General features: G+C 61.7%; 19 protein-coding genes and 1 tRNA gene. 13 read left to right on the forward strand and 7 right to left on the reverse strand.

From position 1 onward, the window contains the following. Positions 1-57: 57 nt before the first annotated feature. Both ACI5KX_RS05715 and ACI5KX_RS05720 read left to right on the forward strand, forming a co-directional pair. Positions 58-738, forward strand: a complete 681-nt coding sequence (locus tag ACI5KX_RS05715; RefSeq protein WP_406809715.1) for a spermidine synthase — start codon at positions 58-60, stop codon at positions 736-738. A gap of 79 nt (positions 739-817) precedes the next feature. Beyond that, the gene (locus ACI5KX_RS05720) at positions 818-1876 is read left to right on the forward strand and encodes a methyltransferase domain-containing protein (protein WP_406809716.1); all 1059 of its coding nucleotides are present in this window, start codon (positions 818-820) and stop codon (positions 1874-1876) included. A gap of 12 nt (positions 1877-1888) precedes the next feature. Here the strand turns inward: ACI5KX_RS05720 and ACI5KX_RS05725 are convergent, their stop codons facing one another. The 3 genes from ACI5KX_RS05725 to ACI5KX_RS05735 all read right to left on the reverse strand — a co-directional run bounded on the left by ACI5KX_RS05725 (position 1889) and on the right by ACI5KX_RS05735 (position 4103). Further along, complete coding sequence (locus ACI5KX_RS05725; RefSeq protein ID WP_406809717.1) at positions 1889-2818, reverse strand: YdiY family protein; 930 nt, start codon at positions 2816-2818, stop codon at positions 1889-1891. Between the two features lies 1 nt (position 2819). Continuing rightward, positions 2820-3347, reverse strand: coding sequence for a DUF1993 family protein (locus tag ACI5KX_RS05730; RefSeq protein WP_406809718.1), 528 nt, complete (start codon positions 3345-3347; stop codon positions 2820-2822). A gap of 69 nt (positions 3348-3416) precedes the next feature. After that, entirely contained in the window at positions 3417-4103 is a 687-nt protein-coding gene (locus ACI5KX_RS05735; protein WP_406809719.1) for a GcrA family cell cycle regulator, read from the reverse strand. A 77-nt stretch (positions 4104-4180) separates the two neighbouring features. Here ACI5KX_RS05735 and ACI5KX_RS05740 point away from each other — a divergent pair, with 77 nt between their 5' ends. Then, the gene (locus tag ACI5KX_RS05740; RefSeq protein WP_406809720.1) at positions 4181-5080 is read left to right on the forward strand and encodes an ABC transporter permease; all 900 of its coding nucleotides are present in this window, start codon (positions 4181-4183) and stop codon (positions 5078-5080) included. A 12-nt stretch (positions 5081-5092) separates the two neighbouring features. Here ACI5KX_RS05740 and hspQ read toward each other — a convergent pair whose 3' ends face one another. Then, on the reverse strand, positions 5093-5473 hold the full coding sequence (gene hspQ, locus ACI5KX_RS05745; RefSeq protein ID WP_406809721.1) for a heat shock protein HspQ: 381 nt from the start codon (positions 5471-5473) through the stop codon (positions 5093-5095). A gap of 182 nt (positions 5474-5655) precedes the next feature. Here hspQ and ACI5KX_RS05750 point away from each other — a divergent pair. The 4 genes from ACI5KX_RS05750 to ACI5KX_RS05765 all read left to right on the forward strand — a co-directional run bounded on the left by ACI5KX_RS05750 (position 5656) and on the right by ACI5KX_RS05765 (position 12772). Further along, positions 5656-5745: transfer RNA gene (locus tag ACI5KX_RS05750), tRNA-Ser, on the forward strand. A 299-nt stretch (positions 5746-6044) separates the two neighbouring features. Further along, entirely contained in the window at positions 6045-7706 is a 1662-nt protein-coding gene (locus ACI5KX_RS05755; RefSeq protein ID WP_406809722.1) for a BCCT family transporter, read from the forward strand. 359 nt (positions 7707-8065) lie between these two features. After that, complete coding sequence (locus tag ACI5KX_RS05760; RefSeq protein WP_406809723.1) at positions 8066-10732, forward strand: TonB-dependent receptor; 2667 nt, start codon at positions 8066-8068, stop codon at positions 10730-10732. Positions 10733-10810: 78 nt separating this feature from the next. Continuing rightward, positions 10811-12772: a sulfotransferase gene (locus tag ACI5KX_RS05765; RefSeq protein ID WP_406809724.1), complete on the forward strand. Its 1962-nt coding sequence runs from the start codon at positions 10811-10813 to the stop codon at positions 12770-12772. On the opposite strand, the gene ACI5KX_RS05770 is transcribed toward ACI5KX_RS05765, so the two are convergent. Further along, positions 12769-13107: a tRNA-binding protein gene (locus ACI5KX_RS05770; protein WP_406809725.1), complete on the reverse strand. Its 339-nt coding sequence runs from the start codon at positions 13105-13107 to the stop codon at positions 12769-12771. The two genes, ACI5KX_RS05765 and ACI5KX_RS05770, sit on opposite strands and share 4 nt — an antisense overlap. A 68-nt stretch (positions 13108-13175) precedes the next feature. On the opposite strand from ACI5KX_RS05770, the gene ACI5KX_RS05775 reads away from it, so the two are divergent. Then, positions 13176-14402, forward strand: a complete 1227-nt coding sequence (locus tag ACI5KX_RS05775) for an MFS transporter (protein ID WP_406809726.1) — start codon at positions 13176-13178, stop codon at positions 14400-14402. 56 nt (positions 14403-14458) lie between these two features. Here the strand turns inward: ACI5KX_RS05775 and ACI5KX_RS05780 are convergent, their stop codons facing one another. Both ACI5KX_RS05780 and ACI5KX_RS05785 read right to left on the reverse strand, forming a co-directional pair. After that, entirely contained in the window at positions 14459-14797 is a 339-nt protein-coding gene (locus ACI5KX_RS05780) for an ArsR/SmtB family transcription factor (RefSeq protein WP_406809727.1), read from the reverse strand. Next, positions 14794-15450 (reverse strand): peroxiredoxin, encoded by a 657-nt coding sequence (locus ACI5KX_RS05785; RefSeq protein ID WP_406809728.1) that lies wholly within the window; start codon positions 15448-15450, stop codon positions 14794-14796. The genes ACI5KX_RS05780 and ACI5KX_RS05785 overlap by 4 nt, the downstream gene beginning before the upstream one ends. Before the next feature lie 74 nt (positions 15451-15524). Here ACI5KX_RS05785 and ACI5KX_RS05790 point away from each other — a divergent pair, with 74 nt between their 5' ends. From ACI5KX_RS05790 to ACI5KX_RS05810, 5 genes are read left to right on the forward strand one after another with little or no spacing between them, the layout of a single operon-like run. Further along, a complete protein-coding gene (locus ACI5KX_RS05790; RefSeq protein WP_406809729.1) occupies positions 15525-16457 on the forward strand; it encodes an MBL fold metallo-hydrolase in 933 nt (310 codons plus the stop codon). After that, positions 16454-16903: a YeeE/YedE family protein gene (locus tag ACI5KX_RS05795; protein WP_406809730.1), complete on the forward strand. Its 450-nt coding sequence runs from the start codon at positions 16454-16456 to the stop codon at positions 16901-16903. Before ACI5KX_RS05790 ends, ACI5KX_RS05795 begins: the two co-directional genes overlap by 4 nt. Further along, a complete protein-coding gene (locus tag ACI5KX_RS05800; protein WP_406811325.1) occupies positions 16903-17316 on the forward strand; it encodes a DUF6691 family protein in 414 nt (137 codons plus the stop codon). The genes ACI5KX_RS05795 and ACI5KX_RS05800 overlap by 1 nt, the downstream gene beginning before the upstream one ends. Before the next feature lie 2 nt (positions 17317-17318). Then, positions 17319-17735, forward strand: a complete 417-nt coding sequence (locus tag ACI5KX_RS05805) for a TIGR01244 family sulfur transferase (protein WP_406809731.1) — start codon at positions 17319-17321, stop codon at positions 17733-17735. A gap of 16 nt (positions 17736-17751) precedes the next feature. Then, positions 17752-19509, forward strand: coding sequence for a SulP family inorganic anion transporter (locus ACI5KX_RS05810; RefSeq protein ID WP_406809732.1), 1758 nt, complete (start codon positions 17752-17754; stop codon positions 19507-19509). The last annotated feature ends 2 nt before the right edge of the window (positions 19510-19511 follow it).

Consider the following 19511-nt stretch of genomic DNA (forward strand, 5'->3'; position numbering starts at 1 on the left):
GGACATCGGAAGGGGCCGCGGGCATGCCTGCGGCCCCTTTCTTTTTGGAGATCCGTTTTGCTTCCCCGCGAAACCCTGGCAACAGCCCAAATCCCTGGCGGCGAGGAACTGACACTCGTCAGTCACGGTGACGATTTCATCATCATGCTCGGTCGCGGCGAGCTGATGGGCACGCGCATGCAGTTTTCCGAAGAGCAACTCGCGGAGCTGACGCTGGCGCGGATCGACCGGCCCGCACCGCGCGTGCTGATCGGCGGATACGGCATGGGCTTCACCTACCGCGCAGCGCTGGCCAAACTGCCGGAGCGCAGCGAAGTGGTGGTGGCAGAGATCGTTCCGGAAATCCTCGAATGGGCCTCGGGGCCGTTGGCTCACCTTACCGGGGAATGCCTGAGCGATCCGCGCGGTGAGGTCGTGCTATGCGATGTCGCGGCGTTGATCGACGATGCCAATGACGGGACTTGCGCGAAATTCGATGCAATCCTGCTCGACGTCGATAACGGTCCCGACGGCATTGTGCGCGACGCCAACGACCGGCTGTATACCCGCACCGGGCTCGCCAAGGCGAAGGATGCGCTCAACCCGGGCGGAATTCTCTCCGTCTGGTCTGCTGGCGGCGACCACAAGTTCACCCGGCGCCTCAAGGATGCCGGTTTCGAGGTCGAGGTTCGCGAAGTCCGCGCCCGTCCCAATAACAAGGGGCCGCGCCACACGATCTGGTTTGTCCGCAAACCGTGATATTATGGCGTATCGCGGCGAGTCGGGGCCGCTGAGAAAATCCGATGTGGGTCGCACGTTTGGAACGGGAGAACGTGTGATGAGCGAAGTCGATATGCATCAACTCGAGACGCTGGCTGGCAAAGTCATCGGAGACGTGGCCGGTGCGCTGAGCCTCTACATGGCTTATATCGGCGATCAGGCGGGCCTATTCGATGCGATGGACGCCGCAGGGCCTTGTACGGCCGAGCGACTGGCCGAGAAGACCGGGCTCAACCCAAAATACCTGCACGAATGGCTGGGCTCGGTTTCGGCCGCCGGATATGTTACTTTCGATCCTGCAAGCGAAACCTTCAGCCTTTCGGAAGAACAGGCTCTCGTGTTCGGCCGCGAAGGCCAGCCCGCCTGTATGCAGGGTTTCATCATGGCGGTGGTTTCGCAATATGAAGAGAACGACAAGGCGGTCGATATCTTCAAGTCGGGCAAGGGCCGGCCATGGGGAGACCATTCGCAGTGCCTGTTCTGCGGAACCGACCGCTTTTTCCGCCCGGGTTACATGGCAAACCTCGTCGACAACTGGATTCCGGCGCTTGCCGGGGTCGAGGACAAGCTCAAGTCGGGTGCGAAAGTTGTCGATGTCGGCTGCGGGCAGGGCTCGTCAACTATCCTGATGGCGGAGGCCTATCCCCAATCGAATTTCGTCGGCATAGACTACCACGCGCCGTCGATTGAGGAGGCGCGCCGCAAAGCGCATGCAGTGGGCCTGGAAAACGTCGAATTCGCTGTGGCGACTGCACAGGATTATCCCGGGGACGGGTTCGATTTCGCCTGCATCTTCGATGCGCTGCACGATATGGGCGACCCGGTTGGGGCGGCCAGGCATGTGCGTGAAAGCCTCAAGGATGACGGCACGTTCATGCTCGTCGAGCCGATGGCGGGCGACAGCATGGCGGAAAACATGAATCCGCTCGGGCAAATCTTCTATGCCTTCTCGACCACAGTCTGCACTCCCAATTCGTTGTCGCAGGACGTCGGTCTGGGGCTAGGTGCGCAGGCCGGTCAGGAGCGTCTAACCGAAGTGCTGCAAGAGGCAGGCTTCAGTTCGGTCGAACGCGCGGCGGAAACGCCCACCAACATGGTGCTGGAAGTGACGGCGTAGGGCAATGCAGTCCTAGAAGTCGTAGATCAGCGTTACCCGACTCAGCGTATCGGTTTTCACCGCGCCGGCAGGCGGATCGGTGTCGTGCTCGACCGCGTAAGACAGGCGGACTTTCAGATCGTCAGCGATCCCGGCCTGAAGGCCTGTTTCGGACAGGAATGTGCTCGATCCTTCCTGCACGAACGCGCTCGCGTTTTGCGTAAGCGCGAGATTCTCGGCGATCTGCCAGTCGAAATCGAGCTCTGCGAGGCCGGCGAGATTGCTTTCCGTGAGCCCGCCGATCCGCTCGGTGCGGCGCCACGCCGGTCCTGCTTTGACTGACAGGCTCATGTTCTCCTCGACGATCACGTCGTAGCCGAGACCGCCCGAAACCGAATAGCGCGCGGAAAATCCCTGAAACCGGTCCCGTTCATATTGCGCCAGCGCATAAGCGAACAGGCGGTCGGAAATCTTGTAGTTGGGTTCGTAGCGGGCCTGGAATTGCTCGCGCGTGGTGGCGCCGTTCGACCGTTGGTAATCGACGCGGCCGGTCAGCTTGTGGCGCCAGTCGATCCCCTCTCGTTTCAGCGCAAGACCGGCGGTGATCCCGGTGTTCGAGGAATTGCCGGTCGAACGGAACGCGCCAAGTTCGCCTTTCCCCGACCAGTTTTCGAACAGTCCTGCGGTCCGGATGGCTTCTTCCTTGGCTGCAGCATCCGCCTCGGCCTTGGCGGCGAGGTCGGTTTCGTACGAGGCGAGGATCGCATCGATTTCGGCCGCATCTCCGGGATTGGTTTCGCGCGCCAGCTCGATCACCGTGCGCACCTTTGCCTCGTCACCCGACGCAATGGCGGCATCGATCATCGCGCGCACCGGTTCGGGAAGTTGGGCGAACGCCGGGACGGGCGTGGAGAGGGCGGCTGCCGCAGCGCAGGCGGCAAAAAACGTCTTTGATTTAAGCATTTTAACTCCCGATAACGCGCAGCGGTCCCATGAAATCCATCTTTCCGAGCGGCATGCCTTTCATGCGCAGGATGTCGTAGAAGGTGGTCGCGTGGAAAAAGAAGTTCGGCTGGTTGAAGCTCAGCAAGAAGTTCTGCCCGGTCATCTCCATCAGTCGCTTACCGCCAAGGATAAAGCCGACCGTTTCGCCGGCAACCGCTTCAAGCTCTTCCGGCGTGATCGCGTCGAGCTGCGATTGCGCGTCGGCAATCATTGCGCGCATCGCGACCCAGCTATCGGGAATATCGGTGAAATCGGGGGTGAATCCGCCGGTCTTGTAAAGGTTGATAGCATAGCCCGAATGCACCCAGCAGGCGCGCACGTGCCAGGGTAAGGTCCACATGTTCTCGGCTAGCTTGGCCTCGATCAGCTCAGCGTCGTCGAACCCGCTGTCGCTGGCATAGCCTTCGGCCTTGTCGACCAGCTTCGCCATCCCGGCAAGGATCTGCTGCGCGGTCGGGACGAAGGCATCGTGGAGCGTCACGGGCATCGGGAATCTCCTGGGCAAGAGGAAAGGCCCGGTTGCTTGGGAGCAGCCGGGCCTGTCGGGTTCGGTTGGTCAGCGGACCCGCGGGCCGCCGAACGGCAGCGGGGGCGGGGGACGGCGTGCGCCGCGCGGCAGCTGCGCCTGATACGCCCGCCCGCAATGCTCCACGCAATAGGGGAAGCCCGGGTTCACCGCGACGCCGCAGAAGTGGAAGTCCGGTTCGCCGGGATGGCCCATCGGCCAGCGGCAGACCTTGTCCGACAGATCGAGCAGGCTCGTCTTGTCGGCGATTTCGGGACTCGGCTTCGCGGGCACGAGGCGACGCGGCGGCGCGGGCGGAATCGGTGGCTGCTGGTCGCCGGGGCCCTGACGCTGGAACCCGCCCGGGCCGATAGAGACGATCTTGGGCAGGTCGGGCGTCGGGTTGGGCACAGGCTGAGAAGGCGTGCCACCGTCCTTGGCCGGACCCTTCGCCGTAGCGGGCGCGGCCTTCGACGGCGCGGGCTTGGCCGCTGGTTTCGCGGCGGGCTTGGCCGCTGCCTTCTTGGCCGTGACGGTCTTCGGCGACGCCTTCTTAGCGGCCTTCTTTTTCTCGTTGGCTTTTACCGGGGAAGGACGGGATTTGAGCCCCAGCCTGTGCGCCTTGCCGATAACCGCGTTGCGGCTCACTCCGCCAAGTTCCTCGGCGATCTGACTGGCGGTGCTGCCGCCTTCCCACATCTTTTTGAGCGTTGCGATGCGCTCGTCAGTCCAGCTCATAAATCTCTGTTCCGTTCTCAACTGTGCACTGGCGCCCGGCTTGCCAGCTTTCCGGCAAAGCCCTAGGCGGCGGTGACATGCAAAAGCAAGCCTCTCACGAACCTTCGGCCAGCCCGGTTTCGGACGCCGCTCCCGAAGGACAAGCAACCGGCGGGAGCTTCCGGTTTCCGCCGCGCGGCGAGCCGGTGATCACCGGTATCAATCGCGTCGGCCTGTTCGCGCTCTATATGAAGGAGGTAAGGCGGTTTCTCAAGGTGCAGACCCAAACGATTTGGGCCCCTGCCGTCACAACACTCCTGTTTCTCGTCATATTCACCGTCGCGCTCGGCCGTGAGGGTCGCGAAGTGCTCGGCGTGCCATTTGCGAGCTTCGTCGCTCCGGGGCTGATCGTGATGGGCATGATGCAAAACGCGTTCGCAAACTCCTCATTCTCGCTCCTGTCGGGCAAGATCCAGGGAACCATCATCGACCTGCTTATGCCCCCACTTTCCCCGGGCGAGCTGATGACCGGCATCGTTGCCGCGGCGGTGACACGCGCGATCGCGGTCGGGTGCACCGTGGCGCTCGCGATGTTGCTGTGGCCGGGTGTGACGCTCAGCACCGCGCATGCCTGGGCGATCGTGTGGTTCGGCCTGATGGGATCGGTGATGCTTTCGCTGCTCGGACTCGGCACGTCGATATGGGCCGAAAAGTTCGATCACAACGCGGCGATCACCAATTTCGTGATTGCACCGCTTTCGCTGCTGTCGGGTACGTTCTACGTGATCGACAACTTGGCCCCCGCATTCCAGGCGGTGAGCCGCGCCAATCCCTTCTTCTACGTGATTTCGGGCTTCAGGTACGGCTTTCTCGGGGAGAGCGATATCGGCGGGCGAGGTGACGTCATGGCCGCAGCGATAGGCCTGGGCGTGTTCAACCTCGCCATCGCCGTGGCGGTCTATGTAATTCTGAAATCGGGATGGAAGCTTAAAAGCTAACCGGTCTCGCGATCAGTGCGTCAGCGAGCGGCGCATCCGGTAACGCCCGTCCTTGAACTGATCGAACAGCTGCGGGACGGTGGGGTGGTCGATCGGCCCCCCTTCGGAATCGGAAACGAGATTCCCCTGGCTGACATAGGCGACGTAGCTCTCGTCCTCGTTTTCGGCCAGCAGATGGTAATAAGGCTGGTCGCGCGGCGGACGGATGTCTTCGGGGATCGACTGGTACCATTCTTCGCTGTTGGCGAAGACCGGATCGATGTCGAACACGACACCGCGGAAATCGAACATGCGATGGCGAACGATCTCGCCGATGCCGAAGCGGGTGCGGGACTGGCGCGGCGCGATGATGGTGCGGCCCGCCTGCGTCGAAAAGAACTCTGCGCGTTCCATAGTCTGGAGAATATGGCTCTTCGCAGCCGCAAAACAAGCCACGCATAAGGGTGCGGGTGAGATATGCCCCGATTTTGTGGTCGATCGGGTCTTGGCAAGGCGCGGCGGCTGCGCTAACGGGCGCGCTCCCCAGTTGGCCGAAGCGCTACGGCGCTTGTCCGAATACGGGCTCTTTTCTAAGCGGAGAGGTGCCGGAGTGGTCGAACGGGGCGGTCTCGAAAACCGTTGTGCTCTCACGAGTACCGAGGGTTCGAATCCCTCCCTCTCCGCCATTGATTACCTCAGCACTCTATCCTGGTTTGAGGATCGTTTCGCGAGCGGGCGGAACAGGTCTGTTTGCGCAGCGTTCGATTGAAGTCACCACCGGCGCGTGCGGTTCTGCCAGTGCGGAGTGCGTGCCGCTGCCAATCGATTTCGAGGCGGCACGACGATTTGCATACACGACGAGGCTCTCTAAGGTGCACGAAATCCGAGTTCGCAGTCATTTCCCACCCACCTGAAGCAACCATCAGGAAGACCAATCACACATTCACCAGAGTCCGATGAGTCGGCGCTGCCTATCGCACCGCCATTGACCGAACTTCCGATCCAGACCCACGATCGCGGGTTCTATGACGGCTTCAGTCGCGAAGTCACGATTCCGTCCAAGATCATCGTTTCGCTGATCATCTTGTGGGCGATCTTCTTCCCGGTGAGCGCGATGGAGACGCTCGAGGCGGCGAACTCCACAATCATCTCGACCTTCGCCGGATGGTATGTCTATCTGGTTGCAGGGCTGGTGGTCGTGTCATTCGCGCTCGCGCTGGTACCGCAATCGGGCCGCTTGCGCATCGGTGCGCCGGAAGAGAAGCCGGAATTCTCACGGTTTTCCTGGTTCTCGATGCTGTTTGGTGCCGGGATCGGCATCGGCATGCTGACCTATTCCACTGGTGAACCGCTCGCGCATTTCAGCAACAACCCCGATATCATCCGTGGGCTGGTCGAGCCGCAATCGGTCGAAGCCGTTCGCCCGGCCTATATCTATACTTTTATACATTGGGGCTTCGCGGCGTGGTGCACCTATGCGTTGGTGGGGCTCGCGATTGGTTACGTGGCTTATCGCCGCAACCTGCCGCTGACGATCCGCTCAAGCCTCGTGCCGCTGTTCGGTTCGACCATGTCCGGTAAGGCCGGTCATGTCGTTGACATCGTGTCCGTCGTGGCGACGATCCTAGGCGTTGCTGTCACAATGGGCCTTGGCGTCGAGCAGTTCGTGGCAGGTCTCCACCGGGTGGGACTGGGCGACTGGCTCGTCGCAGCCGATGGAACTTCGTCGACAAGCGCGATCATCGTAGCGTTGCTGGTGCTTGTGGGCGCCTCGACGATCAGCGCGCTTTCGGGTGTCGGGCGCGGGATCAAGTGGCTTTCCAACCTCAACATGGGCCTCTCTTTCGGCCTGCTCATCCTCTTTGCAATATTCGGAGCGGGTTTCTGGGCGCTGGAGCTGTTGGGGGTGGGGCTGTGGGACTACTTCCGCACACTGCCCGCCAACGCTCTGACATTGTTCGGCAGCGAAGGCGGCGAAGTCGGAGAGGCTCTGGTCCAGTGGCAGCTCGACTGGTCGGTCTTCTACTGGGCATGGTGGATCGCCTTCGCGCCGTTCGTCGGCATGTTCATCGCGCGCATCTCGCGCGGGCGCACGATCCGCGAGTACCTGCTCGGCGTGGCACTGGTTCCTTCGCTGATGTGCTTCGTGTGGATGGCATTGATGGGCGGCACGGCGATCGATCTCGAGTTGTCGGGCGCGGCAGGCGGCGCGATCCTCGATACCGGCATATCGGGCCAGCTCTACGCGACGCTCGAGGTCATGCTGAACCCGGGCTTCGCGCTCGTCGTCTCGTCGCTCGTTGTGGTCCTGTTGATGACCTATCTCGTTACGTCGGCAGACAGCGCGATCCTGATCATCAACACGATCAATGGTGCCGGCGATGACGAGGGCAGCCGCCGGTACCACATCCTGTTCTGGGGTGCCGCGCTCGCCTTTATCGTGGGATCGATGCTCATCCTTGGCGGGATCGACGCGATCCGGATTACGATGATCATCGGCGCGCTGCCGTTCTCGCTCGTGGTCTTCGCAATGGCCATCTCCATCGTGAAGGCGGTGATCTACGACCTCATCCGGAAGCACCATGGGATCCCGACCACTGCGCAAGGGTGCGAGGAGTGGGATGGTCAAGTACAGGCCGCCGAATGACTTGTGGCATAATTTTGCCGAATACAAATAAAAGTTCAGGCGCACTTACGAAAAATAGTCCTTATCGATTTATATTTGTCAGTACTTTGGAGTGTTTGAGAAATACTATCAGAAAAGGATAAGTAAAAAACTCGCGATACTTTCCTATACTTCGCTCTTGGGATTGACGGTTATTAGACGATAACGCCGATTCTGTTGCAAAAAACACACGGTTTTGCTGTGTTCAGCCCCAATCTCACCTGATAGTGGGAACCCCTCTTAAGCCTATGCTTATATGTAGGTGTTCGTTTCAGAGGGCGAACGGCGCGCTTCGCGTCGTCCCCATCAAAGAAAACAATGCTCAAAAGGGGCCAATCGATATGAAGAATTTTGTTGTCGGCGCGTCGGCAAGCGCGCTCGCAATCGCGGTCGCATCGCCTGCCATCGCGCAGGATGCTGCACCGGAGCCACAGCCGCAGGCACAGACGCCAAAGCAACGTGGCGGTGTGAAGACGATCGTCGTGACGGCGCAGAAGCGCAGCGAAGACCTGCAGGATGTTCCTGTTTCGGTTTCCGCCATCGGTGCGGAAGAGCTCGACGAGCTCAACATCGACACCTTCGAGGATTACCTCGAGCAGCTCCCGACCGTCACAGCGGGCGGTAGCGGCCCTGGCCAGAGCACGATCTACATTCGCGGTCTCGCGTCGACCACGCCGAACCTGACAACCGCAGGCGTTGCGGGCCTTGCTCCCAACGTTGCAACCTATCTCGACGAGCAGCCGCTCGCGCAGCCGGGTCGTAACCTCGATGTCTACGCCGCCGATCTCGAGCGGATCGAGGTCCTCTCGGGTCCGCAGGGTACGCTGTTCGGTGCAAGTTCGCAGGCCGGTGTTGTCCGCCTGATCACCAACAAGCCGAGCCTGAGCGGTTTCGACGCGGCCTTCTCAGCGGGTGTTTCGTTCACCAAGGGTGGCGAGTCGAGCTATAAGGCCGAGGCGATGGTCAACGTACCGGTCACAAACACGATCGCACTTCGCGGTGTCGTGTTCCTCGACGACCAGGGCGGTTATATCGATAACGTCCAGGGCACGCGCGACCTAACTGAAAGCGCACGTTTCCGTCCTGCGGGAACGGTTCGTTCGAATGGTGTGCCCGTCAACGCGAACCGTGCGGGTTTCCAGGCCGGTGCCGATCTTACCGACGTCACTTTCCTCGAGACCGATAACGCTGGGCTCGTGGAAGACGATTTCAACGACACCCAGTATTCGGGATTCCGCGCAACCGCGCTTTGGGAAGTCACCCCCGACTGGACCGTGACCGTTGCGCATACGCGTCAAAGCCTCGAATCCGATGGCGTGTTCTTCGCCGATCCGGAACTCGGCGGGCTCGATGATCTCGAAATCCAGCGCTTCGAGGAAGACCGTCTCGAAGACGACTTCTCGAACACCAGCTGGACGGTCGAAGGCCGTATCGCGATGCTCGATGTGGTCTACACCGGTGCCTACACCGATCGCGAGACCAACCAGCGGGTCGACTACACCGACTATCTCTTCGTCGGCCAGTATCTGCCGTATTACATCTGCGATGGCTCGGTGACCTATCCCGGCGCCGCCGATCCGAGCGGCACCTGTCAGCCGCCCAACCTGTATGTGACCTCGGACAGCAATACGACCGTGTTCACGCAGGAACTGCGCTTCAGCACTCCGGACGATTGGCCGGTGCGCGTGACCGCAGGCGGGTTCTACTCCGACCTCGAACTGGCCGAGCGCAACGACTTCGCCTATCCGGGCAACGTCGCCGCACAGCCGTTCGGGCCGTTCAAGCCGAACTTCCCGCAGACGACCGGTTACATCTCGGATCCGGGACCGTTCCCTGCGGACACCATCTTCCGCAACGACATCCTTCGGACCGACGAGCAGTTCGGCATTTTCGGTGAAATCAGCGCGGACATCGTCCCCGATCTTCTAACCGTCACGCTCGGTGCGCGCTATTACGACATCGAAGTCGATCTCGAGGGGAGCGCAAACGGCTCTTTCTGTAACAGCTTCAGCGCCACCGATCAGAACGCCTTCGGCACCGACATCAGTGACCTCTACAACGCCGACGGGCAGTTCACATTTATCGGGTCTTGCGATCCGAACCTGCGCCAAACGTTCAACCTCGGTGACACCATTGCCGACATCCAGGCGGCGGGTCTGAGCCTTGCCCAGGCAACGCAGGTGTTCAATGCGCTTCAGGCGCCCGACGTGGCGAAAGCGGACGGCACTATCCTGAAGGGTACGGTGACGCTGACCCCGACCGAGGACCTGCTGTTCTACGCGACCTATTCGGAGGGCTTCCGTCCCGGCCTGCTCAACCGCCCAGGCGGTGCGCAGGGGGCCAATGGCTTTACGGTGCCGTTCGAGCTCGCGACCGACGAAGTGAAGAACTACGAACTCGGGTGGAAACTCGATTTCCTCGACGGGCAGCTCCGTTTCAACGGCAGCGCGTTCTATGTCGACATCAGCAACCTGCAGACGACGATCTTCGATCCGAGCATCACCAACCTGTTCTTCTCGGACAATGCGGCGAATGCAGAGATCTACGGCGTCGAGGCGGACTTCACCTTCGCTCCGTATTCGATCCCGGGTCTCACCGTTGCCGGTGCCTTCTCGATCCTCGATACCGAGATCACCGAAGTGTTGACGCCGACCGACGACGTGGTCGTGGGCGAGGAACTGGCCTTCGCACCGGGCTTCCAGGGCAACCTGCGCGTCCGTTACGAATGGGATCTGACCAACACGCTGGAAGCCTATGTCCAGCCGCAGGTTGCCTATTCGGCTTCGAAGTTCACCGATATCATCGAGATCAACAAGATCGAGCTCGATAGCTACACGACCTTCAACCTCGCCGTCGGCGTGGCCAAGGATCAGTGGCGTGTCGAGGTGTTCGGCGAGAACCTGTCCGACGAACGCGCGCAGATTTCGGGCAACTTCGTCAACGATCGCCCGCGCATCACCACCAACCGTCCGCTGACGGTCGGCATGCGGGTCTCGTTCGACTATTGATTCGATCGATCGCGAAAATCACGATGGCGGGGGTGAGCTTGGGTTCACTCCCGCCATTTTCTTGTTAGGGCAGCACACATGACGCGCGAGGAACAGCTCAAATCGGCGCAACGGAAGATGCAGTCGGGCCAGTTCGATGCGGGACTTTCCGACGCACGTTCGCTGCTGGACGCCGACGCAAGCGACGGCGAGGCGTTGTATCTCGCTGCGGTCGCATGCCGGTATCTGAAGGACTTCGATGCGGCGAAGGCATTTCTCTCGCGTCTCCACGCAGCGATGCCCGAATACGGCCGTGCCTGGCAGGAGGAGGGGCACCTGGCCCTTGCGCAGGGGAACAGCGTCGCCGCGCTCGGTGCCTTCGCCCGGGCCACGCGGTTCAATCCTGCACTGGAGGCCAGCTGGCGCGAGCAGGCGCGGCTCTATGGTAAAGCGGGTCAGGCCGCCGAGGCTCAGGTCGCAGCCGCCCAACATCAGCGTTTGGCGCGGCTGCCGCGCGAGCTACTCGCCGTAACCAACCATCTTGCCGAAGGCCGCTTGCTGCGTGCGGAGGAAATCTGTCGGCATTATCTTCGCCAAAATCCCAGGGACGTAGAAGGTATGCGGCTGCTCGCGCGGATCGGGATCGAGTTGGGCGTGCTCGACGATGCCGAGTTCCTGCTCGAAAGCGCGGTCGAATTCTCGCCCGACGATGTTCAGCTGCGGCTCGACTACATCGACGTTCTGCGGCGCAGGCAGAATTTCGAAAAGGCGCGCAAGGAGGCCGAAGCGCTGCATGCACGTGATCCCGACAATCCCCTGTTTCAGTCGCGGCTTGCCATCGAGAGCATGCAGACCGGCGACTACGATCGCGGACTCGAGCTGTTCGACAAGGTGCTCGAAAAACTGCCGCACGATCCGGCAAATCTCACCAGCAAGGGCCATGCGCTAAAGACCACCGGCGCGCGCACGGAGGCCGAGGACGCCTATCGCGCGGCCATCGCAGCCAAACCCGATCATGGTGATGCGTGGTATGCGCTTGCCAATCTCAAGACCTACGAATTTTCCGACGCCGAAGTCGCGGCATTGCGCGAACAATGCGCCCGGCCCGACCTCGCGTTCATGGACCGGGTCCACCTGTCCTTTGCGCTGGGCAAGGCGCTGGAGGATCGCGGCGACTACGAGGCGAGCTTCGGCCATTACGACGAAGGCAACGCGCTCAAGCGTGCGCAGACACGGTATTCCGCCGACAGCATGAGCGCTGAACTCGCCAAGCAGCGAGAATTCTGCACGCCGGAACTGTTCGAGAAACAGGCCGAGGCGGGCCACGATGCGCCCGATCCGATCTTTATCCTCGGTCTTCCCCGCGCGGGTTCGACTCTGCTCGAACAGATCCTCGCCAGTCATTCCCAGATCGATGGGACGCTCGAGCTGCCCAACATTCTCGCGCTCGCCCACCGTCTGCGCGGTCGGAAAGCGGGGCAGTCGCGCTATCCGGAAATCCTCCACGACTTGACCGGAGAGCAGCTGGCGAAATTCGGTGAGGACTTTATCGCCAACACCCGCATCCACCGACAGGGCGCGCCTTTCTTCATCGACAAAATGCCGAACAACTTCCGGCATATCGGCCTCATCCATCTGATCCTGCCGAATGCGAAGATCATCGATGCGCGCCGTGCGCCAATGGATTGCTGTTTCTCGGGCTTCAAACAGTTGTTCGCCGAAGGGCAGGAGTTTACCTACGGCCTGCACGAGGTCGGGCGCTACTATGCCGACTACGTCGATCTGATGGCGCATTGGGACGAAGTGCTGCCGGGCAAGGTCCTGCGGGTTCAGCACGAAGACGTGCTCGACGATTTGGAGGGGCAGACGCGGCGGATGCTCGACTTCCTCGAAGTGCCGTTCGAGGAAGCATGTCTCGAATTTCACAAGACAGACCGCGCGGTGCGCACCGCATCGAGCGAACAGGTGCGCGAACCGATCAACCGCAAGGGACAGGGGGCGTGGACGCCGTTCGAGCCGTGGCTCGATCCGCTTAAGCAAGCGCTGGGCGATCTCGTCTAGGCGAGCCTGGCGCCGTCAGGCACGTCGCCATCGGGCTTGGCGAGGACAATCGCGGCGCCTTCATCGGGAAAGCCCAGCACCAGGACTTCCGACATGAACGGCCCGATCTGACGCGGCGGGAAATTGACCACCGCCATAACCTTGCGCCCGATCAACTCTTCGGGAGAGTAGTGATCGGTAATCTGGGCGGAACTTTTCTTCTTGCCGATCTCCGGACCGAACTCGATCGCGAGCTTGATCGCGGGCTTGCGCGCCTCGGGGAAATCGCTCGCATCGACGACCGTGCCGCAGCGAATGTCGATCTTCATGAAGTGGTCGAAATCGATCTGGTCCATACCGTGACCTAACCGGCGCAAAGTTTCGTGTCGACATTCTCGCCATTCTGGCGATAGGCGAGCGAGATATGCTCGCTCCTCTCCTCTCCGTCCGGACGCTTCTGGCTGCGATCTTCCTGCTGATGGCGGGCAGCGGTTTCCTTTCGACACTGATCGCTGTGCGGCTTGAACAATCGGGAGCAAGTGCGCTCACGATCGGTATCGTCGGCACGGCGTATTTCGGCGGTCTGATGGCGGGATCGCTGAGGGTCCCCGCCATGATCGCCCAAATCGGGCATATCCGCGCTTTTGCCGCCTGCGTGACAGTATTCTCTGCCAGCAGTCTCGCCTATGCGCTCGCTCTTGATCCGATAACGTGGAGCCTCCTGCGCTTCATCGACGGAGTCGCCATCGCAGGTGTCTTCGTATGCCTCGAAAGCTGGCTCAATCGGCAGGCTGCGGCGCAATCGCGCAGCATGGTCCTCGCCGCCTACATGGTGTTTCTCTATGGCGGACAGGCGTTGGGCCAATTCCTTCTCAATCTCGGGCAAGACCGACCCGACCTCCCGTTCATGCTCTCCGCGATCCTTCTTTCGCTCGCTCTCCTTCCGGTCGTGCTGACACGGCTCGAACAACCGGCGGTGGAGGCGATTGCGCCCTTCTCCCTCAAACGTCTCTACAGCGCGTCGCCGCTCGGGATCGTGGGCGTGGTGCTCAACGGTGCGATCCTTGGCGCGTTCTACGCGCTCGGAGCGGTGTATGTGCAACGGATCGGCATGGAGCTTTCGCAGGTGGCCCTGTTCACGTCGTGCGTGATCGGTGGGGGAGTGGCGCTTCAAACCCCGCTCGGGCTCTTGTCCGACCGGTTCGATCGCCGGCGCGTGATCGTCGGCTGTTTCATGGCCGTCACAGCCATTTGCGCCGTGATGGCCTTCCTGCCCTTGCCGCAGATTGCTCTCTTTGCGCTGGGAGCGGTATTCGGCGGTTTCGCCTTTGCCCTCTATCCGCTCTGCGTCGCGCATTCGAATGACCACCTAGGCGAGAACGAGCGCCTCTCCGCAAGCAGCGGATTGGTTCTAGCCTATTCGGCCGGGGCGGTTGCCGGTCCGATGCTCGGCTCTGTCGGCATGACGGCATTCGGCGCGCCGGGTCTGTTCATGCTGATCGGCGGGCTCGCGCTGATCGGGACAGTGTTCGGCCTGACCCGGATGGTTGTCGCGGCACCGGTCGATGCCGAAGACCAGCAAGCCTATCGCGGCCTGCCGCGGACCAGCCCGATGGTCGCGGTCCTCGAAGTCGAAGCCGAGCGCGAATGAGGATCCGCAAGTTACGGGCTGTACCGAGGGAATAAGTCCCCCCTCTCACCCGCCGGTCAAGATATCCGAGCGAAATTGGCTGCGCCGGGAGCAGGTCGACGCGACGGCGCAGCGACAGGGGCCCTGTCGAGGAGCGCTCCTATCGCTTCGCTTACAGCCGACAGCTCTTCCGTGGCCAGTTTGTAATAGACCAGCTTTGCTTCCTTGCGGGTCTCGACCAGACCCGCCTTGCGAAGCACGCTCAATTGCTGGGAAAGCGCCGGCTGCCCGATCTTTGCGACGTCGTCGATCTCGCCGACATTAAGCTCGACACCGACCAGCGCGTTCAGGATGCGATAGCGCAACGGGTGCGCGATCGCCTTGAGCTGCTCGACCAGTGTTTCCTCATCGATCATTTCGTTTTCGCTCCCTTTTCGCGCAGGAACCACGATGTCTCGTCCTTGGCGGAATAGACTTCATCGAGATCGACGGTCGGGGCACGCAAGAGCTTCTCGCCCGGTCCCCAATTGGCCGGAGCCAGGCCGCCATCGGCATCGATGGCTTGCAGCGCATCGAGAGTACGGAGCATTTCGGAGGTCGATCGCCCGACGTTCGCGGGGTAACAGGTCATTGCGCGGATCGTGCCCGAAGGATCGATGAAATAGGTCGAACGGACGGTCGCGCTGTCGTTGTCCCCCGGCGCAACCATGCCGAAGGCGCGGCCGATCACCAACGTGGGATCTTCGACGATGGGGAAGCGCACTTCGATATCGAACCTGTCGCGGATCATGCGCAGCCATGCGAAATGCGCAAACAGGCTGTCGACCGAAAGCGCCATGAGCGCGCAGTCTCGCATATCGAATTCGCTGGCGGCCTTCGCCAGTTCGATAAACTCGGTGGTACACACCGGTGTGAAGTCGGCCGGATGGGAGAACAGGATCAGCCAATTACCGCGAAAATCGGAAAGCCTCACCGGGCCAACCGTGCTTCGCGCCTCGAAGTTGGGCGCGGTGTCGCCGATCCGTAAGCCTGCGGCTTGAGGGTGGGGAGGGTCGATCGACGCGTTCATGGTTCCAGCGCATAGCACTTGACAGGCGGAAAGCAATACATATACACAATTTATGTAAATAATTGGAGCTCGTCATGAGTGACATTGATTCTGCCCTCAGGGCGGCGTCCGAACAGATTGAGCGCGCGCGCGCCGAAAAGGCGCTACGCCCCTCGATTGCCGGCTTCTTCGACGAGGCTACCTACACCGTGAGTTACGTCGTGCACGATCCCGTGACAGACGAGGCTGCGATCATCGACTCGGTGCTCGATTACGAGGCAGCGTCGGGCCGCACGTCCTATGGCTCCGCAGAGCGAATTGTCGAATATGTCAATTCGAAGAATCTGAAAGTGACATGGCTGATCGAGACGCACGCACATGCCGATCATATCTCCGCAGCGCCGTACTTGCAGCAAAAGCTTGGCGGCAAGCTGGCGATCGGCAAGGAGATCGTTCGCGTCCAGGAAGTATTCGGCAAGCTGTTCAACGCGGGGACCGATTTCGAGCGCGACGGATCGCAGTTCGATCATCTCTTCACCGATGGAGAGACTTTCAAGATCGGTACGATCGAAGGGATCGCTCTGCACGTTCCCGGCCACACTCCGGCGGATATGGCCTTCATTATCGGTGATGCAGCCTTCGTCGGCGATACCATCTTCATGCCCGATTTCGGCACCGCGCGTGCCGACTTCCCCGGTGGCGATGCGCGTCAGCTGTACCGGTCCATCCGGCGGCTGCTCTCGCTTCCCGACGAAACCCGTTTGTTCCTGTGCCACGACTACAAGGCGCCGGGGCGCGACGAGTATGCATGGGAGACGACGGTCGGCCAGCAGCGCCGTGAAAACGTTCATGTGAAGGATGGTGTCAGCGAAGACGAGTTCGTCGAGATGCGCACCACCCGCGATGCGACGCTCGCAATGCCGAACCTCATCATGCCATCGGTTCAAGTCAATATCCGCGGCGGGCGCCTGCCCGAGCCCGAGGATAACGGCGTGAGCTACATCAAGATACCGGTGAACGCGGTATGATGCTCCCCGGCTTTCCCGATGCTGCCCCGCTCGCGGGCGTTGGTGGCGGAATCCTAATCGGCGTTTCGGCTGCGCTCATGCTCCTAGGGGCAGGGCGGATCGCCGGCGTGTCCGGTATCGCTGCGCGTGCCACCGGGCTCAGCGAAAGCAGTATGCCGCGCAGTTCGGCGTGGCTGTTCCTGCTTGGCCTGCCCGTCGGCGCACTGGTCGTCATGCTCGCATCGGGTGGTTTGACCGCGAGCTTCGCGTCGCCGTTCTATCTCGTCATAGCGGGTGTCATCGTCGGCGTGGGCACCCGCGTCGGTAGCGGTTGCACCAGCGGGCACGGCGTATGCGGCATGAGCCGCTTCTCACAGCGCTCGATCGTCGCGACGCTGACTTTCATGGCGACGGGATTTGCGACCGTGGCCGCGATGAATGCGCTCGGGCTGGAGGTGCTGCAATGATGAACCGTGCCATCGTTCCCGCGGTCTCGGGCATCGTCTTCGGTGCGGGCCTCGCGCTGGGCGGGATGACCGATCCCGCGCGGGTGCGCGGGTTCCTCGACCTGTTCGGCGATTGGGATCCGACACTCGCCTTCGTCATGGGCGGTGCGGTGTTTGTCATGATTATCGCCTGGCAGATTCAGCCGCGGCTCGGGCGGCCGCTGTTCGCCGAAGGATTCTCGCTTCCCGACCGCCGCGACCTCACTCCGCAGCTGATCGGGGGAGCCGCACTGTTCGGGGTCGGCTGGGGAATTGCCGGATTGTGCCCGGGGCCGGGCATTGCAGCGCTGGTCATCGAGCCGGCTTCGGCAGCGATCTTTGTTATCGCCATGCTGGCCGGAATGGCCATAGCGCGCATCTTCGAGGGAAATTGAGCATGGAAATCCGGCCCGTAACAGACGATCTTGCGGTTGCGCCCCAGATCCAGCCCGAAGACGCGCAGGCGCTTGCGGAACGGGGTTTCCTTGCCGTCATCTGCAACCGCCCCGACGGCGAAGAGCCAGGCCAGCCCGACGTCGCCAGCATTCGAGCCGGCGTCGAAGCGGCGGGTCTTCACTTCCATCACCTGCCGGTCAGCGGCGGGGCCTTTCCGCAAGCCGCGATCGATGCTTTCCGCGAGGTTCGCCGAGGTACGCCCGGGAAAGTGCTGGCCTATTGCCGCACCGGCACACGCTCGATCACGCTCGAAACGCTCGCGAATCCAAGGGGTCTCAGCGTCGAGGAGCGGCTGGAGAACGCCCGAGCTGCGGGTTACGACCTTTCGGGCCTCACCGACCGGTTGAACGCGCAGTAGTCGCGGCACCGACCGGATGCTCAAACGCTACTTCCCGATCCTCGAATGGGGCCGCACCTATAACGGGGAGGTTCTGACGAGTGACCTGATGGCGGCGGTGATCGTCACCATCATGCTGATCCCGCAGAGCCTCGCCTATGCGCTGCTTGCCGGGCTGCCGCCTGTCGTTGGACTGTACGCCTCGATCCTTCCACTGATGCTCTACGCCGTCTTCGGGACCAGCCGCACGCTCGCGGTCGGTCCGGTCGCGGTGGTCTCGTTGATGACGGCGAGCGCAGCGGGGGCTGTCGCGCAGCAGGGGAGTGCCGAATATCTCGAAGCGGCCATCACGCTTGCCTTCCTGTCGGGGATGATGCTCGCGGTGCTCGGGCTCCTGCGCGCGGGTTTTCTCGCGAACCTGCTGTCGCATCCGGTCATCAGCGGCTTCATCACCGCGAGCGGCGTGCTGATCGCGACCAGCCAGTTGAAGCACATATTCGGCGTGAGGGCAGGGGGTGACAACTGGCCCGAAATGCTCGGTTCCCTGGCTGGGGAGATCGGCGGTCTGAACCTATGGACGCTCGGGATCGGTATTACCGCGACTCTGTTTCTTTTCTGGGTGCGAAAGGGCGCAAAGCCTTTGCTTCAGAAGCTCGGCATTCCGGCACGCGCTGCCGACATGATGGCGAAGGCCGGCCCTGTCGTGGCTGTGGTGCTTTCGATCATCGCGGTGTCGATTCTACGGTTAGAGGACCGGGGGGTCGCCATCACCGGGTCGATCCCACAAGGCTTGCCGCCCTTTGCCATGCCTTCGACCGACTTGTCGCTGATCGAACAATTGTGGGTGCCTGCGCTGCTCATTTCGATCATCGGCTTCGTGGAGAGCGTATCCGTCGCGCAGACATTGGCGGCGAAGCGTCGACAGCGCATCTCGCCCGATCAGGAGCTGATCGGCCTCGGCGCTTCAAACGTCGCCAGCGCCTTCTCTGGTGGTTACCCGGTCACCGGTGGCTTTGCCCGCTCTGCGGTAAATTTCGATGCTGGCGCACAGACTCCGGCGGCGGGCGCCTTCACCGCTGTCGGCATTGCGCTGGCTACCCTGTTCCTCACACCGCTGCTTTACAGCCTGCCGATCGCTACTCTCGCGGCCACAATTATCGTCGCGGTGCTAAGCCTCGTCGATCTCAAGACTCCGCGGCGCCTGTGGCTCTATTCCAAGGCTGATTTCGCAGCGCATGTCGCCACCATCGGTATTACCCTGATTTCGGGTGTAGAGATGGGCGTAATCGCGGGGGTTGCCGTTGGCCTGCTGCTGTATCTGTGGCGCGCGAGCCGTCCGCACGCTGCCATCGTCGGACGCGTTCCGGAAACCGAGCATTTCCGCAATGTCGAGCGTCACCAAGTCTTCACCGTGCCGCATGTCCTCTCGATCCGCATCGACGAGGCGCTGACGTATCTCAACGCGCGCTGGCTCGAGGAATATGTGCTCGAACGCGTCGCAGAGAAACCCGAGCTCCGCCACGTCATCCTGATGTGTAGTGCGGTCAACGAAATTGACGCATCGGGCTTGGAGAGCCTTGAGGCGATCAACCACCGTCTCGCCGATGGTGGGATCGGGCTGCACCTTTCGGAGGTAAAAGGCCCGGTCATGGACAGGCTCAAACGCTCGCACTTCCTGGACGACTTGAATGGCGAGGTGTTCCTCTCCCAATCGCGCGCCTTCGAAAAATGTGTTGCCGACGATGGGCGCGCGCCGGAGTCCAACGATCCCTTGCTCGCCCGGGGAATGATCTAGCC

The organism is Erythrobacter sp. GH1-10, from assembly GCF_045363165.1.
Taxonomy (GTDB): Bacteria; Pseudomonadota; Alphaproteobacteria; order Sphingomonadales; family Sphingomonadaceae; genus Erythrobacter.